General features: G+C 66.9%; 13 protein-coding genes. 2 read left to right on the top strand and 11 right to left on the bottom strand.

What is annotated here, in order from left to right:
• The first annotated feature begins 2 nt into the window (after positions 1-2).
• Both IAE34_RS10195 and IAE34_RS10190 read left to right on the top strand, forming a co-directional pair.
• Entirely contained in the window at positions 3-1064 is a 1062-nt protein-coding gene (locus IAE34_RS10195; RefSeq protein WP_200138818.1) for an HlyD family secretion protein, read from the top strand.
• Positions 1061-2557, top strand: coding sequence for an efflux transporter outer membrane subunit (locus tag IAE34_RS10190; RefSeq protein WP_200138817.1), 1497 nt, complete (start codon positions 1061-1063; stop codon positions 2555-2557). Before IAE34_RS10195 ends, IAE34_RS10190 begins: the two co-directional genes overlap by 4 nt.
• 49 nt (positions 2558-2606) lie before the next feature.
• Here the strand turns inward: IAE34_RS10190 and IAE34_RS10185 are convergent, their stop codons facing one another.
• From IAE34_RS10185 to algK, 11 genes are all read right to left on the bottom strand, one after another.
• Complete coding sequence (locus IAE34_RS10185) at positions 2607-3419, bottom strand: SDR family oxidoreductase (RefSeq protein ID WP_200138816.1); 813 nt, start codon at positions 3417-3419, stop codon at positions 2607-2609.
• A gap of 80 nt (positions 3420-3499) precedes the next feature.
• Entirely contained in the window at positions 3500-3964 is a 465-nt protein-coding gene (locus IAE34_RS10180) for a multidrug transporter (protein ID WP_200138815.1), read from the bottom strand.
• Positions 3965-4130: 166 nt separating this feature from the next.
• A complete protein-coding gene (locus IAE34_RS10175; RefSeq protein ID WP_200138814.1) occupies positions 4131-5585 on the bottom strand; it encodes a mannose-1-phosphate guanylyltransferase/mannose-6-phosphate isomerase in 1455 nt (484 codons plus the stop codon).
• Between the two features lie 33 nt (positions 5586-5618).
• Positions 5619-6266, bottom strand: coding sequence for an alginate O-acetyltransferase AlgF (locus tag IAE34_RS10170; RefSeq protein WP_200138813.1), 648 nt, complete (start codon positions 6264-6266; stop codon positions 5619-5621).
• A gap of 17 nt (positions 6267-6283) precedes the next feature.
• A complete protein-coding gene (locus IAE34_RS10165) occupies positions 6284-7441 on the bottom strand; it encodes an alginate O-acetyltransferase (RefSeq protein ID WP_200138812.1) in 1158 nt (385 codons plus the stop codon).
• A 10-nt stretch (positions 7442-7451) separates the two neighbouring features.
• On the bottom strand, positions 7452-8912 hold the full coding sequence (locus IAE34_RS10160; RefSeq protein WP_200138811.1) for an MBOAT family O-acyltransferase: 1461 nt from the start codon (positions 8910-8912) through the stop codon (positions 7452-7454).
• A 118-nt stretch (positions 8913-9030) separates the two neighbouring features.
• A complete protein-coding gene (locus IAE34_RS10155; RefSeq protein WP_200138810.1) occupies positions 9031-10134 on the bottom strand; it encodes a mannuronate-specific alginate lyase in 1104 nt (367 codons plus the stop codon).
• Between the two features lie 7 nt (positions 10135-10141).
• Positions 10142-11584, bottom strand: a complete 1443-nt coding sequence (locus tag IAE34_RS10150) for an alginate O-acetyltransferase (RefSeq protein WP_200138809.1) — start codon at positions 11582-11584, stop codon at positions 10142-10144.
• A 13-nt stretch (positions 11585-11597) separates the two neighbouring features.
• Positions 11598-13157 carry a mannuronan 5-epimerase AlgG gene (gene algG, locus IAE34_RS10145; protein ID WP_200138808.1) on the bottom strand — a complete coding sequence of 520 codons (1560 nt, stop codon included), beginning with the start codon at positions 13155-13157 and terminating at the stop codon, positions 11598-11600.
• Positions 13158-13176: 19 nt separating this feature from the next.
• The gene (locus IAE34_RS10140) at positions 13177-14655 is read right to left on the bottom strand and encodes an alginate export family protein (protein WP_200138807.1); all 1479 of its coding nucleotides are present in this window, start codon (positions 14653-14655) and stop codon (positions 13177-13179) included.
• Positions 14652-16184, bottom strand: coding sequence for an alginate biosynthesis TPR repeat lipoprotein AlgK (gene algK / locus IAE34_RS10135; protein WP_200138806.1), 1533 nt, complete (start codon positions 16182-16184; stop codon positions 14652-14654). Before algK ends, IAE34_RS10140 begins: the two co-directional genes overlap by 4 nt.
• Positions 16185-16190 lie beyond the last annotated feature (6 nt).

Genomic DNA, 16190 nt, shown 5'->3' with positions numbered 1-16190 from the left:
CCATGACTCAGAAGCGCAAGACACTCCTCATCGGCGCGGTGCTCGCCGTCGCCCTGCTGGCTGCCCTGGTCGGCCCCTGGCTGCTGGGCAGCGATCAGCACCAGAGCACCAACGACGCCTACGTGACCGCCGACTTCACCGTGGTCGCGCCCAAGGTGTCCGGCTTCATCAAGCAGGTGCTGGTGGAAGACAACCAGCAGGTGCAGGCCGGCCAGTTGCTGGCCACCCTCGACCCGCGCGACTACCAGGCCGCGCTCGACGCCGCCCAGGCGCAGCGGCTGGTGGCGCAAGCCCAGAGCCTCGACGCCCGCGCCACCCTGGACCGGCAGGCGGCACTGATCGCGCAGGCCGAGGCGGCGCTGAAGGCGGCGCAGGCCGAGACCGCCTTCGCCGAGCACGAAGTGAGCCGCTACAGCCGGCTGGCCGAGCAGGGCGCGGGCACCGTGCAGAATGCCCAGCAGGCGCGCAGCCGGGTCGACAAGGCCCGCGCGCAGTTGGCCAACGGCCAGGCGGCGCTGGTGGCCACACGCAAGCAGGTGGACGTGCTCCAGGCCAAGGTCGCCAGTGCCGATGGTCAGCTCAAGCGCGCCGAGGCCGGAGTGGAGAAGGCCGAACTGGACCTGTCCTATACCCGCATCGTCGCACCGGTGGACGGTATGGTCGGCGAACGGGCGTTGCGCGTCGGTGCCTACGTCAACCCGGGGGCGCGCCTGCTCTCGGTGGTGCCGCTGCGCCAGGCCTATGTGATCGGCAATTTCCAGGAAACCCAACTGACCCACGTGCAGCCGGGACAGCCGGTGCGCATCAGCGTCGATACCTTCGCCGGCGAACAGCTGCAGGGTCGTGTCGACAGCATCGCGCCGGCGACCGGGGTCACCTTCGCGGCGGTCAAGCCGGACAACGCCACCGGTAACTTCACCAAGGTGGTACAGCGCATTCCGGTGCGCATCGTCTTCGATGCCGACCAGCCGCTGCTGGCAAAGCTGCGGGTGGGGATGTCGGTGGAGGCGACCATCGACACCCAGGATGAGGGCGCGGTCGCACATGAGGTGACGGCACGATGAAACAGACGATCGCGCCGGTGGCTTTGCGCAGCGCGCCATTGCCTCAACGCGGCGGGTTTGGCGCTCCCAGGTATGTGACCCTGGTGCTGCTGGCCGCCTTGCTCGCCGGCTGCACCCTCGGGCCGGATTTTCAGCGCCCCGACAGCCAGGCGCCGCAGCGATGGGCGGCCATCGAGGGGCAGCAGGCGGCCAGTCAGCCAGTGGTCGAGCCTTTGCAGGTGCGCTGGTGGGACAGCTTTCACGATGCGCGCCTCAGCGCGCTGATCGAGCAGGTCGCCGCGCGCAACCTGGACCTGCAGATGGCCAGTGCACGCCTGCTGCAAAGCCGTGCCCAGCGCAGCAGCGTGGCGGCCGACCAGACGCCGTCGCTGGCTGCGCAAGCCGGCTATAGCCGGGCACGCAACAGCGCCGAAGGTCTCAACGACCCCTCCGGAAACTCGGGCAAATCGGCCTATGACCTGTGGCAGGGTGACCTGGTGGCCGGCTGGGAGCTGGACCTGTGGGGACGCGTACGCCGCCAGGTGGAGGCCGCCGACGCCAACGTCGAGGTGGCCGAGAACGATCGCAATGCGCTGTTGCTGGCGCTGCTCGCCGAGACCGCAGGCGACTACATCCAGTTGCGCGCCGTGCAGCACACCCTTCAGGTCACCGAGGACAACCTGGACGTCGCCCGCCATAGCCTGAAGCTGTCCGAACAGCGCCAGGCCGAGGGCGTCGCCACGCGCCTGGACGTGGCCCAGGCCAGCGCCCAGGTGGCGACCATCGAGGCGCGGCTGCCCACCTTGCAGGCCCGGCGTGACGACCTGATCAACGCCCTCAGCCTGCTGGCGGCCGAGCCGCCGCGCCGTTTGCAGGCGAGTCTGGCGGCGCCTGCCGAGTTGCCCGCGCCCCAGCAGCGCTTCGCCATTGGCGTACCTTCGGAGCTGGCGCAGCGACGTCCCGACATCCGCCAGGCCGAGGCCCGGCTGCATGCGGCGACCGCCAGCATCGGCGTGGCCAAGGCCGATTTCTACCCCAGTATCCGACTGTCGGGCAGCGCGGGTCTGCAGTCCATGCAGCTAGCGGATTTCGGCGCCTGGAGTGCGCGGCGCTTCAGCGTCGGCCCGCAGCTGTCGCTGCCGATCTTCGAGGGTGGGCGGTTGCAGGGCCAACTGCAGTTGCGCGAGGCCCAGCAGCAGGAAGCGGCGCTGAACTACCGCCAGGTGGTACTGGCTGCCTGGCACGAAATCGACGACGTGCTGCGCCTGTACAACGCCAGCCAGCTGCGCCGCGACCACCTGGCCGAGGCGGTGCGACAGAACCGCGTGGCGCTGGAAACGGCGCAGCGCCAGTATGTGGAAGGGGCGGTGGATTTCCTCAACGTGCTGTCGGTGCAGTCGGCGCTGCTGGCCAGCCAGGAGCAGTGGATCGACAGCTCTGCGGCGGTGTCCCAGGCGCTGGTGGGGTTGTACAAGGCGCTCGGAGGGGGATGGCAGGCGTTCGATCAAGGTTGAGGGGCGTGGCGGCGCTCGTGGGGAAACCCGCACCAGGCCCGTCAGCCCTTTACAACGACCGCAGCAGCCCGAAGCGCCGGCGCAGCACCCAGTCCAGCAGGCGCCGGGGCACCCAGCGCGCGATCCACGGCAAGGCCGCGCTGCCATTGCCGAGACGAACCACGGCGGGCACCGGCCGCTTGCGCGTAGCGGCCAGCACACCTTCGGCGAACACCGCGGCCGGTGTCGGCTTGTCCTGCGACGCTCGTGCCCTGGCCTGCACCTGCGCGCGCACCGGCCACCATGGCGAGTCGCTCGCCAGCACCTGGTCCACCGACTGCTGCGCATGGCGGGCGAACTGTGAAGCGATGGCCCCCGGCTGTACCTGCATGACCTGGATGCCGAACGGCGCCAGCTCCAGGCGCAGCGCGTCGCTGAGCGCATGCACCGCCGCTTTGGATGCGCAGTACACGCCGGCGAAGGGGGTCACCAGCAGCCCCGAGACGCTGCCGATGTTCACCACCAGCCCGCGGCTGCGGCGCAGCGGCGAAAACAATGCGCGGGTCACGCCCACCACGGCGAACACGTTGGTTTCGAACTGTCGCTGTAGCGCCTCGACGCCGCCATCGAGCACCGGCCCCATGGCGCCGTAGCCGGCGTTGTTGATCAGGATATCGAGCTGCTCCAGCTCCTCGGCCAGGCGCGCCAGGGCGGGCGCGTCGTTGACGTCGAGCTGGCGGGCGATGAAGCCGGCGTCGGCCAGGCGCTGCACGTCTTCGGCCTGGCGTGCGGTGGCCCAGACGTGGTGGCCGGCATCGCGGAAGGCGTCGGCCATGGCGCGGCCGATGCCGCTGGAGCAACCGGTGATGAGGACGGTGGACATGGTGAGGGCCTGCTCGGTCAGGAGAATGATGAGGATAGCGACGCGATCGTGGGTACGCCCGCGAAGGGGCGCCCACCCGATCAGTTCGCGAACGTGCCTTGCAGATGCTCGGCACGAAACTCCAGGGTCTGCGCCCGATACCCTGAACGCAGCGGCGGCAGCGGCAGGCAGTCCTGCCACTGGGCGCCGGCCTGCAGTTCACCGGGCCCACGATAGCGCGGCGCGGCATAGGTGTTCTCGGCCAGGTTCACGGTATCGCCCGGCGCGTAGGCCCCCACCCGCCAGCGCAGTTCGGTGAGCGGAACGCGGTTGTCGTTGCGGATCCGCACCTGCAAGGCGCGGTCGCCCGGACACAGGTCCGGCGCATAGCTCAGGCGAATGTCCAGGCGTGCCAGGCGCGAGGCCTCGCGGCTGTCCTGCCAGATTACGAACAAGGCGACCAGCCCCAGCCCGCACACGGCGGCCAGGGAAATCGGCAAGGCCTTGGCGGGGTAGCGCAGCAGCAGGACCAGCCAGGTGAGAACGAGAAGAGCACCGATGATCATGGAGGTACACTCGGCAAAGGTTGAACGCTCCTGGACGCTTCAGGGCGCACGTTCGAAACTGCAATGAAAAAGCGCAGCGGTGGTGAATCCACTGTATCGGATTCGACGCCGCTGCGCTTTTTCATCTTGCGTGCAGCTCAGCTCGTCGCTGGCCGCCAGGTGTCGCTCACTGGGCGATGGTCTTCACCGAAACCCCGCCCTCGACCGGCGTCGAAGTGCGCCCGTACACGTCCTCGAAGCGCTCGATGTCGTCCTCGCCCAGGTAGCTGCCGGACTGCACTTCGATGATCTCCAGCGGGATCTTGCCCGGATTGCGCAGGCGGTGCACCGACGCGATGGGGATGTAGGTGGACTGGTTCTCGGTGAGCAGGAACACGTTCTCGTCGCAGGTCACCTCGGCGGTGCCGCTGACCACGATCCAGTGTTCGGCGCGGTGGTGGTGCATCTGCAACGACAGGCTGGCACCGGGCTTGACCGTGATGTGCTTGACCTGGAACCGGCCCCCCATGTCCACCGAGTCGTAGGAGCCCCACGGGCGGTACACCTCCAGGTGATTCTGGGTCTCGCTGCGGCCCTGTTCGTCCAGGGTGTTGACCAGTTGCTTGACGCCCTGGACCTTGTCCTTGTGGGCGATCATCATCGCGTCCTTGGTCTCGACCACCACGATGTTCTCCAGGCCGATCACCGAGACCAGCTTGCCGTTGCCATGGATCATGCAGTTGCGGCTGTCCTGCACCACCACATCGCCCTTGGTGACGTTGCCGTCATCGTCCTTCTCGTGCACGTCCCACAGCGACGACCAGCAGCCCACGTCGCTCCAGCCGGCCGAGAGCGGTACCACGCAGGCGCGCTGGGTCTTCTCCATCACCGCGTAGTCGATGGAGTTGTCCGGGCAGCAGGCGAAGGTCGACTCGTCGATGCTCAGGGCGTCGCCGTACTCCTCGCTGCGCTCCAGAGCCAGCAGGCAGGTGTCGTAGATGTCCGGGTCGTGCTTCTTCAGCTCTTCGAGGAAGCGGCTGGCGCGGAACAGGAACATGCCGCTGTTCCAGAAATAGCCGCCCGCGCGGACGAACTCGACCGCGCGCTTCTCGTCGGGCTTCTCGACGAACTGCGCGACCCGCGCCACGCCCTCGGGCAGCAGTGCATCCTGGCTGGAGCGGATGTAGCCGTAGCCGGTCTCGGGCTTGGTCGCCGGCACGCCGAACAGCACCATTTCGCCGCGCTCGGCGGCGACGGTGGCCAGGGCCAGGGCGCGTTGCAGGGCTTTCTGGTCCTCAATGACGTGGTCGGCCGGCAGCACCAGCATCAACTCGTCACGGCCTTCGTTGACCAGCTTCATGGCGGTCATCGCCACCGCTGGGGCGGTATTGCGACCGAAGGGCTCCATCAGGATCGCCTGGGTCTGCAGCTTCAGCGCGCCCAATTGCTCCTGGACGATGAACTTGTGGTCCTTGTTGCAGACCACGATCGGGCTGTCCATGCCTTCGAACACCAGGCGCTGGAGGGTCTGCTGGAACAGGGTGTGCTCGCCGGTCAGGGCCAGGAACTGCTTGGGAAACTGCTTGCGCGACAAAGGCCACAGACGCGAACCGCTACCACCAGAAAGAATTACCGGGATCATCGTGTTTCTCCAATAGTCGTTGAGAGGCAGGGATCAGTTGCTGGCCACGGGACGGGTGACCCACACAGGCGACAGGCGGCTGCCGTCACCGGTGACGTACAGCACGGCGGCTTCGCCGCGCTCCAGGGCGACGGGTTTGACGTCGCTGACTTTGGTGTTGCCGTCGAACAGGGCGAGGTTGACCTTCACCGGGTTGATTTCGCGCTCGCCGCGCGCCTTGGCCGCCACGGCCTTGACCACTTCGGTCTTGCCGTCGGCGGTCTTGAGCGTCAGCGAGCGGTCACTCAGGTTCTGCACCCGTACCAGGGCCTTCTGCTTGTTCTTGAACGGGGGCTCCTCGATCAGTTGCGGGTTGCCTGCCGCGCCGTTGACCAGGGTGTAGTAATGGTCGGCAGCCAGCTTGACCGGCACGCTCTTGCCGCCGACCTGGGCGCTGTAGTCGCCACCGGGCAGGAAACTGAAGTCGCTGCTGGCGCCGGCGCCGACCTGCTTGATCTGGGTGTTGCCCACCGAGGCGGCGGCCGGTGCGGCGCTGGCGTTGTACAGGCGCACGAAGGTCGAACCCTTCGGCGCGCTCGGCCCGTACAGGGCGGCGTCGGCGCCGGCGAAGGCCTGCAGCGAGGCCAGGGAAAGGCCGGCCGCGAGGGTGAGGGCTTTGGCGATGGATGGCTTGCGAGTCATGTGCGTGTTCCTCTCTTTCAGGGGTGCGTCCGGGAGGACGACAGGGCCAGGTTTTCTGTGGATTTACGGGTGTTCTTCAGTTGCGCGATCCACTTCGGATCGAAGCTGCTGAGGTCGCTGCCCATGGGCAGGTAGCGCTCGGGGAATTCCCACACCACCACCTGCGGCGGGCTGTTCTTGAAGGCGTCGCTCTGCAGGTACTTGAGCATCGGTTGCACGGGACCGTGACCGTCCTCGGCGTAGTTGGCGACGTCGCTGTGCAGCGCCTGCTGCAAGGCACCGAGGAAGTTCCAGTGCGGGTTGGCGCTGTAGCTGGTGCCCACCAGCGCCACCGGGATGGCGTTGTCGGCGAACAGCGCGTCGTCGCCTTCGCCCTCGGGCTGAGCCGGGCGCGTGCTGCGCTGTTGCAGGGTGTCCGGTGCGGGCAGCAGGTCGCTGAACAGCGGGTCCAGGGGCAGGAAGTTGGTCAGGTCGCCCTTGTACGGCGCGTTCTGGCCCGCTTCGGTGACGAAGGCCTGGGGCTCGGCGTCGAGCAGTCGCTGGCGCTTGACCGCCTCGCCCAGGGTCTGGGCGACCACCTCGGCGCCCATCGGCGTCCAGTGGGTGTCGGTGCGGAGGAACACCTGGCCGCGCGCCTTGGCCTGTTCCAGCGGCGCCAGCAGGTCAGGTGCGAAGACGTTGGCCTGGCGGACCTGCGCATGAAACTGGTTGAACAGCTCGCCGTGCAGGCTGGCCGGCTGCTCCTTGCCCAGGTATTCGGCGTACACCCGCGCCTTGGCCGGCACGATCGCCAGTACCAGCTGGATGTCGCGCTGTTGCAGGGTGTCGCGCACCCCGCGGATCAGCGCCAGGTTGTCCTGCACCTGCTGGCTGGCTCGCGCCTGCGGCTTGAATTCCTCGTCGCTGAACAGCCATTGGTCGCGGCCCAGCACCACGCCGGGGCGCCCTTCGTCGAACAGGGTGAAGTCCAGCGCGGCCCAGAGGTTGGTGCCCAGGCGCTTGATCGGGAACTGATCGTCGTAGTGGGTCTCGGCCGCCTTGGCCAGCTTGCCGTCGAGCAGGGTCATCTGCGCGGTACGCTCGAAGCGCTGCAGGCCGCCCAGCGACCACACGCCCAGGCCCACCAGCAGGCCCAGGAACGACAGCGAATAGGTGATGCGAAGAGTCCGGTTCATGTCGGCGCCCTCAGAACTGGAAGTACAGGAACGGCGAGTAGCTCTGCGCCGAAAGCTTGAGGATCGAGGCGACGAACAGCAGCAGCACCAGGGCGCGGGTCATCACCCGGCTCCAGTCCAGGCTGAGACTGCCATCGCCCTGGACCTGCGCCGGCACGCGCGGCGCCGCTGGCGGGGTGGCGTTGCGGTAGAAGTCGCGCAGGCCGAAGAACGCCAGGCTCAGGTAGGCGATGACCAGGGTGGCCACTTGCAGGCCGGTGAGTTGCGCGCGGTTGAGTTCAGACAGCTGCCACTGGCCGAAGCTGAACATGGCGCCGTACATGCGCCCGGCCACTTCCAGGTTCTCGGCGCGGAAGATCACCCAGCCGACCACCACCAGCAAGAAGGTGAACGCCCATTTGAACGGGTTGAAGCGCTGCGGGTTGGTGTCGATGCCCAGCGCTCGCTCGATCGCCAGCCACAGGCCGTGCCAGGCGCCCCAGATGATGTAGGTGAAGTTGGCGCCGTGCCACAGGCCGCCCAGCAGCATGGTCAGGAACAGGTTGCGGTAGGTGGCCAGGGTGCCTTTGCGGTTGCCGCCCAGGGTGATGTAGAGGTAGTCGCGCAGCCAGGTGGACAGGCTGATGTGCCAGCGCCGCCAGAACTCGGTGATCGACTGGCTGATGTAGGGTTGCTTGAAGTTCTCCATGAAGCGAAAGCCCATCATCAGACCCAGGCCGATGGCCATGTCGCTGTAGCCGGAGAAGTCGAAGTACAGCTGTGCGGTGTAGGCCAGCGCGCCGAGCCAGGCATCGCCCGTAGTGGGATTCTGCAAGGCGAAGCAGTGGTCGGCGACCACCGCCAGGGTGTCGGCGATGAACACTTTCTTGATGAAGCCCTGCATGAAGCGGGTGCAGCCTTCGGAGAACTTGTCCAGGGTGTGGGTGCGGTGGTTGAACTGCTCGACCAGGTCCTTGAAGCGCAGCACCGGGCCGGCGATCAGGTGCGGGAAGATCGCCACGAAGGCCGCGAAGTCGATCAGGTTGCGCGTGGCGGGGGTGTCGCCGCGGTACACGTCGATGATGTAGCTGATCGACTCGAAGATGTAGAACGAGATACCGATCGGCAGCAGCACATGGGTGAGGATGAACGGCTCCAGGCCGAACGAGGCGATGATCGCGTTCAGGCTGTCGACGCCGAAGTTGGCGTACTTGAAGTAGCCGAGAATCGCCAGGTCCATGCCCACGCCCAGCAGCAGCCAGCGCTGGGCAGGCTGGGTGCGCACGCCGGCGGCGCCCACCTTCAGGCCGATCCAGTAGTTCCACAGGGTCACGCCGGCGAACAGGGCGAGAAAGTCCACCCGCCACCAGGCGTAGAAAATGTAGCTGGCGACCAGCAGCAGCAGGTTGCGATAGCGGTTCCCGCTCAGGTAGTACAGGCCGAGGAAAACCGGCAGGAACAGGAACAGGAACACATTGGACGAAAAGACCATCCCGGTTCTCCTTGTTGTTCAGTATCCGGGGCAGCAGCCCCCCAAACCCCCCAGCCAACGCCGGAAGGCAGTTCGTCATCCTGCAGGGGCGGCGAGCCGCCGCGCCCCGCAGCGAGTGTCATTTCTTCTGTTCAGCGCTCGGGTCGTAGACCCGGGTCATGTCGCCGCCCATGCGGAAGCTGTTGAACGGCTGCATGCTGTGCTTGCGCTGCTGGGTGTCGCCCACGCACTGGTACAGCGCGCACCACGGCTCGAGCCAGGCGTACTTGCTGTCCATCTTCAGGTCCTTGAGGTCCTGGCGTACCCCGGCGCGCTCGGCGAAGTGGCTGGGGTCGCGGGCGCCGGCCAGCACCCCTTCGCCCAGGCGCTGCAAGGCGAAGTTGTTCTCGCGGCGCAGGTCCAGGCCGTTGGCCTGGGCGAAGCTGGCGATCATCGCCAAGGGCGGCAGCGCGTAGTTGTGGTAGGCCAGGGCGCGCTGGCGACGCTTGATCTCGTTGGGCAGGAAGCCCTGGTCGTCGATCTGGTTGATGCCGACCCGGTACTGCTTGACCGCCCAGTCGAACAGGTCGCGGCGATCGGTCGCCACGGCCGTGGCCATCACCGACCAGGCCGCCCAGTAGCTATGGTTGTTGATCTTCTCCAGCGGCAGGTCGCTCCAGTCGCGCACGGTCTGCTCGGCCAGTTTGGCGAACCAGCGCTCGATGCGCTGCGCCTCGGCAGGGTGCGCGGCCAGCGGCTGGGCGCTGGAAAACTTCAGGCGCAGCCAGGAGCCGCTCATGCTGCCCAGGGCCCATTTGCGCATGGACTTGCCGGTATGGTTGAAGTCCTTGGATTCCAGCGCATCGGCCTGTGCCCAGCGGTCCAGCCAGCCCAGCACGCAGTCCAGCTGGGCGGGTCGACCGTCGCGCAGGTACTGCCCGACCATCTTGCTGACCCCTTTCTCCAGCGTGGTGATGTCGACGGTGGACTCATGGAAGGCCTGCTCGGATTCGCGGTTCAGCGTGGCCCGGGCCTTGTCCGAGCCCTCGTACTTGCTGCGAAACTGCAACGCGCCGGTGTAGGGCTTGGGCGCCGGCTCGCAACTGAAGTTGCCGTCGCTGGTCTTGAGTTTCTCGATGCCTTCGTAGTAGCCCTGGGGTGGCACCAGGGCCGCCTGGGCGGCGCCCCCGAACAGCACCAGGGCCAGCAGGGTAGGACGCAGGGTGTGCTTCAATGCAGTCATGTTCGCCTCACTGGCCGGCTTGCGCGGTGTGACCCGCGGTGCCGGCGAAGTTGTTGCGTTTGCAGAGCTTGGCTTCGACCTTCTGGGTGCCGCTTTCCGGCCCCTGGACTTCCAGGGCCAGCAGGTTCTGGCTGGCCCAGTCCTCGTCCTCGCGCATCTGGAAGACGAAGCGGCCATCGGTGTCGGAGGTTTCCGGTTTCTCCAGCTTGATGTCCTCATGGCGGCCGTTCAGGTACCACAGCGTGGCCTGAAGCACCTTCACCGAGGGGTCTTCGAAGCGGATATCGATCTGGTGACTGCGGTTGACCAGGTCCTTGATCACGCCATTGCGCCCGTTGACCAGCAGCTCGTTCTTGCCAGGCTTGAGCGTGGCGCTGGCGCTCATCTGCGCCGGGCGATCGTCGCAGCCGTCGTCGAGCAGGCCGAGGATCTGCCGCCAGATGCTTTCCTGGTCCAGACGATACAGCGGCGAGAATTCCCAGATCAGGATCTTGGGCGGGTTCTTGCGAAATTCCTCGCTGCCCAGGTACTGGATCATCGAGCCTTCCAGGCCGCCACCGGGGAAGGCGACGTTGAGCACGTCGGCGCCGATGTACTGCTCCAGGAAACCCGAGAAGTTGTAGTTCTTGCCACTGTGGCTGGTGCCCACCAGGGTGATCTGGGCGTTGCCCGAGTCGCCGAACAGGTCGTCGCCACCACTTTCGCCCTTGGGCTCGGTGCTGAACTGATCCATGTACTGCACCGCATAGCTGGTGCCGCACAGTTGGCCGGCGACGTTGTGCAGGGTGCCGGTCTTGCCCATGCGCCCGGACTTCTGGGTTTCGAATGCCTTGCGCGGGATGCCTTCGAAGGCCGGCATGCCGTGCACGGTCCTGGCCACGATCTGCGCGGCGCGCTGGGCGCCATAGGGCGTCCAGTGCTGATCGCCGCGGAAGTAGAAGTCCTTGCCCTGGTCGGCGGCGGCCAGCTGCTCGTTGGTCAGCGGCGACAGGTCGGGCACGTTGTAGCCCATCCGGGCGAAGCGTTGCAGCATGGCCTGGTAGTTGTGCAGGGCCTTCTGGTAGTCGAAGGCGGCCTTCTCTTGAGGGTTGAGCATGTTGCGGTTCACCAGACCACGGGTGGGCTGGTACACCACCACCAGCTCGACGCCGCGCTTCTTGAAGGCATCGTGCACCTGCTGCAGGCGCTTGTAGCCTGCCGCAGTGGTGTCGAATTCGGTGCGCAGGTCCTCGCGGGTGCGGAACAGCCAGTCGCCCTGGGCCTGCACCAGGGTGGTGAAGTTCTGCTGGTAGCGGGTGGTGTAGCGGCTGGGGTCGTGCGCCTCGGGGCACAGCTGGCAGCAGGGCTCGGCGCTGAAGTTCGGCGCCTGCACGTCGTCGGCGCGCACGCCCTGGCTGATGGCCAGGAGCGCGGCGGACAGGCCCAAAAGTTTGATCAGGTGTGGGGTCATGGTCTGGGCTTCCTCAATCGATCATGTCGGTCTGGCGTTCGACCGGGTCGATCAGCACGGCCTTCTGCTGGCGCACCAGCAGGTCGAGAATTTCGTCCTGGCGCTCGCCCAGCACGCCATTCAGGCTGATGCCGCTGGACTTGCGCGGGGCGAGCATGGACACCTTGTACAGCTCCACCGACAGTGGCGAGTCGATCGACAGCGGCCCCGAGCCATTGGCCGCCAGCTCGCCGCCGACCACGATCAACGACACCTTGGTGTCGAACGGATCCAGGGCGATGTCGCGGTCGGTGTCGGACAGGTCCTTGATATGGCCGTAGACCCCGACCAGGCCGTTGGCCATCGCCACGTTCTCGTACAAGCGGATGTTCACGCTGTTGCGCACGCGGATGCCGTGGCGACGGTTGTTGATCAGCTGGTTGCCCCAGAGCAGGTTGTCGCCGCTCTCGTAGAGGGTGATGCCGTCGGTGTGGTTGCGGTAGATCTCGTTGTAGGCCACCACGTTGTTGACGCTGTTGCGGTCGATCACCACTCCCGAGAGCTTGTTGTCGTAGCTCTTGTTGTTGATGATCCAGCTGTCGTCGACCTCGCGGGACACGATGATGCCGTGTTTCTTCTTGGTGCCATGCACGGTGTTGCCGGCGATGATCAGGCCGTGGGAGCGGTCGTGGGGGTCGATGCCGTAGACGATGTTGTCGCGGTAGGTCGAGTCCCTGATCACGAAGCCCTGGGTTTCGTAGCAGTAGAAGCCGTACCACAGGTCGCTGAACTGCGAGCCGATGATCCATCCGGTGGGCTCGGTACGGCCTTTCTGCTTGGCCATGTTCGGCGTGTACTGAGAGATGCTCACGCCATACGACTTGGACTTGGCATAGCCCAGGCTCGCCACCTGGCTGTCGACGATGTAGGTCTCGGTGCCGCCCCAGCTGAGCAGGAACGGGCGGAATTCCCTGGGCGAACGGAAGGTCGCCGGCCCATCGTCGCGCTCGCGCCAGCCGGTGAGCCGGGTGTGGCTGACGAACAGCTTGCCGTCGTTGATCAGGAACGCGCCGCCTTCCTGGGACAGGCGCAGTTCCTTGACCTTGCCGTCGATCTCCAGCACGCCGTTGCGCCCGACCACGATCGGCAACCGCGCCAGGTACACGCCAGGGGCGGTCTCGCGCAGGTACTGGGCAGGCACCTTGCGGCTCAGCTCGGCCAGGTCGACATGCCCGTCATCGACGAAGATCGCCTGGGGGATGCCATGCTGGCGCTGCACCCACTCGGCGGCCTTGTTGTCGCCGCCGATGAATTCCTTGAGTGCGTCTTCCTGAAGCATGCGCCGCACGCTGACCTTGCCCTTGCGGCTGCGCTCGATCTTGCCTTGCACGGCCTCGGCGGTGTAGCCGGAGAGGTCGGGCAGGGCCGGTGGGTCCATCTGCAACGGCTCGCTCGGGGCGGCCGCCACGGTGTAGGTCTTGGCCTGATGCAGCCCCTTGGCGAGGGCCGCCGGTTCGGCGGCACCCGCCAGGCCGGTGGTCAGCAGCAGGGCGCTGGCGAGCAGGCTGTGGCGAAGAGTGGGGTGCAGGTTCATAGGGTGTCCTCGGCCGGCCTCAGAAGCGCCAGATCACATCGACGAAGGCGCGATGCATGTAGGAGTCCGCTTCCTTGCCATAGGCATCGCCCGGCTTGAACACACCGGCGCGCAGCCGCACCAGGGCCGACGGCTCGTCGATCGACTGGCTCAGCGAGGCGGGCAGCAGACCCTGCTTGAAGTACTTGGTGACCACCAGGTCCATTTCCTGGCCGAGGTCTTTCTCGCCATTGATCAGCGGACGGTTGATGCCCTCGTCGTCGACCACCGCGTTGATGCCGCTCGAACCGATGTTCTGCTGGCCATCCACGCGCCAGAAGCGGTGGTAGATGAAGCTGGCGTCGTAGTCTTCGCGCAGTTGCCAGGAGGCGAACAGGGTCGCGGCCTGCAGGTTGCCCAGCTCGCCGCGGAAGGCTTCGCCGAAGCGGTGCACCCGCGAACGGGTGCCGGTGAAGTTGGAGCGGTTGCTCTCCAGGCCGGTCTGTTCGAAGTTGTTGGTGCCCTCGCTGCCGCCGCCACCGCTGCCCCGGGCGTAGGCCGCACCGACCTGCCAGTTGGGGTCCAGGCGCACGCGGATACCGAGGTCGGTGGCCCAGGCGTTGACATCGCCGCTGCGTTTGCCGGTGGCGATCTGTTCGTCGCCCACCAGCTCGGAGCTCAGGCTGTCGCGGTTGCCGGTCAGCCAGGTCAGGCTGCCCCAGTAGTTGACGGTGTGGTCGTTGCGCCAGTTGTAGGCATCGCTGTTGGCTTCCAGGCCCAGCCAGGTGAGATCGCCGGTACGCGTCTTGTCCAGCCCATCGACCTGCTCGCCAGGGCGCTTCAGGCTGCCGCTGTCATGGGTGTGATGGGCGCGCAGGCCGACCCAGTGCCCGGGCGTCCACTGGGTGGCGACGTTGCCGTAGACGTGGGTGCGGTGCTTGTCCTCGGGGGCCAGCTCGGTGAGGTCGGTGCGGTACTCGCTGAAGCGCTGCGCCACGCCCAGGTCGGCCTTGAGCAGGGTGGTATCGAAGGTCCAGTTCAGCGCCTCGATGTTGCTGTCGCGCCACATGCCATCGTCGCTGCGCAGGCGCTGGCGACCGAAGCGCAACTGCTCGCCGGGGTAGGGCGTGAAGCCGCTGTAGCCGATCCAGAACTCGCGCATGGCCAGGTAGCTCTTGTCCGGTTTGCGGCTGTCGTCGCCGGTGTCGACGGCGCTGCCGTCGTCGTTCTGACGCAGGGTGTCGGTCTCGATGGTGTCGGTGGCGGTGACGGCCTGGCCCATGGCGTAGCCGCTCCAGTTGCCGCGCTCGCCGTAGACCCAGGGCCGCAGGTCCAGGCCCAGGCCGTTGACGTCGCCGCCCGGACGGGTGCCCAGGTCACGGTCGTCCTCGGACTGGCCGGTGACCTTGATCTCCAGGCCGAAATTCTTCGCCGCGGTTTCCGCGGCCAGGCTCGGCAGCGACCACAGCAGGGCGAAGCTCAAGCCGATGCCGGCTTTTACGAATGGGTTGAGCGTCATAGCGAATCCTCGGCGTCGGCGTCTACATCTGTCTCATCGTTGCGATCCTGCAGGGCGTCCAGCGCCAGGCTGCCGGCGCTGGCCTGAAGCAGGCTGGCGCGAGCACGCTTCTCCTGCTCCAGCAGGCGCTGGGCCTGGCTGCGCTGCGCTGCGTCGAGCTGCGGCTCGAGTCGTTGCAGCAGTTCGCTGGACGGCTCGCTCGGGTTGAGCTGGGCGAGCTGGGCGAAGACCCAGGCGTTTTCGGGGTCGGGCCGGATGCCGTGGCCCTCGCTGAACAGCTGCGCCAGGGCGTAGTCGGCACTGAGCTGACCACCGCGGGCAGCGGCCAGCAGGTGGTCGACCGCTTTCTGTGGCTCCACGTGACCCAGGTAGCCACGGCGGTACAGTTGGCCCAGGTAGTAATGGGCGCTGATTTCACCGGCATCGGCGGCCGCCTTCAGGTGCTGCTCGGCTTTCTGCGCATCGGCCGGCACCTGCTTGCCTTCGTAATAGAGGCGGCCCAGCAGCAGGTCGGCGCGCGGCTGTTCGGCGTCACGGCCTTTGTCCAGATAGGCCAGCATCTGCTCGGTATCGCCCAGCTCCGGGAAGTCGTAAAGCAGTTGCGCCAGGCTCACCCAGGAGGCGGGGTTCTGCTCGGCGATGCCCTCGAGCAGGGCCTTGGCGGTGTTCTCGTCGGTCTGGCCGAGGCTGCGGTCGGCGAGCACGCGCGCCACGCCGTCGACACGCGTGGCCGGCACGCTGCCCCGGGCATTGGCCGCCTTGAGCTGGTCGATCAGCGCGGCCTGACGGTCGGCCTGGGCGCGCTTCTGGTACACCGTGGCCAGCTCCACATAGCAGACATCGGCACTGGCAAGCGCCGCCTGGCAAATGCGTTCCACGTTGTCCAGGTGCTGGTCGTAGCTGCCCTGGGTGCGGTACAGCAGCACCTGGGCCAAGCCCGCCTCGGGGTAGCCGGCGGCGCGCCACTGGTCGATCTGCTGCTGGGCGTTGATGTCCGGGAAGCTCTGCGGATATTGCAGATAGAGCATTGCCAGCGGGATCAGGGTGTTGCCTTCGCCCTGGCGCGCAGCCTGCATGAGCAGCGACTGCGCCTCTTCGCGCTCGGCCTGGGTGCTACCCGGCTTGGCCACCAGCAGGCGACCGAGGCGAGCCTGGGCACGCGGCGAAGTGGCCGCCGCAGCGCGGTAGGTGGCTTCGGCCTGCGCCAGTTGCGCCGGGTCGCGGGTGGCCACCTGGATATCAGCCAGGCCCACTTGCGCGTCGCTGTAGCCCAGGTCGGCCAGGGCCTTGTAGTTGGCCTGGGCGGTGGTGGTGTCGCCGCGTTTGAGCGCTTCGTTGGCCAGGCGCTGGTCGGGCAGTCCCGAGCAGCCGGCCAGGGCGATGGCCAGGGCGCACAACCCAAGGGCCGCGCGCTCCTTGTGGGCGCGGGCTTGTCCGCGGATCGCTCGCAGCAGCCCGTGCGGTCGTGCCGCTGGCCTCTTCGCGAGCAAACCTGCCCCCACAGGGTTTCGGTTCTGGTTGGCGATCATCGTCCG

It is taken from the genome of Pseudomonas sp. S30 (assembly GCF_016518545.1).
Taxonomy (GTDB): domain Bacteria; phylum Pseudomonadota; class Gammaproteobacteria; order Pseudomonadales; family Pseudomonadaceae; genus Aquipseudomonas.
Note: the sequence above shows the minus strand (reverse complement) of the source record. Positions and strands in the feature narration are given on the sequence as shown.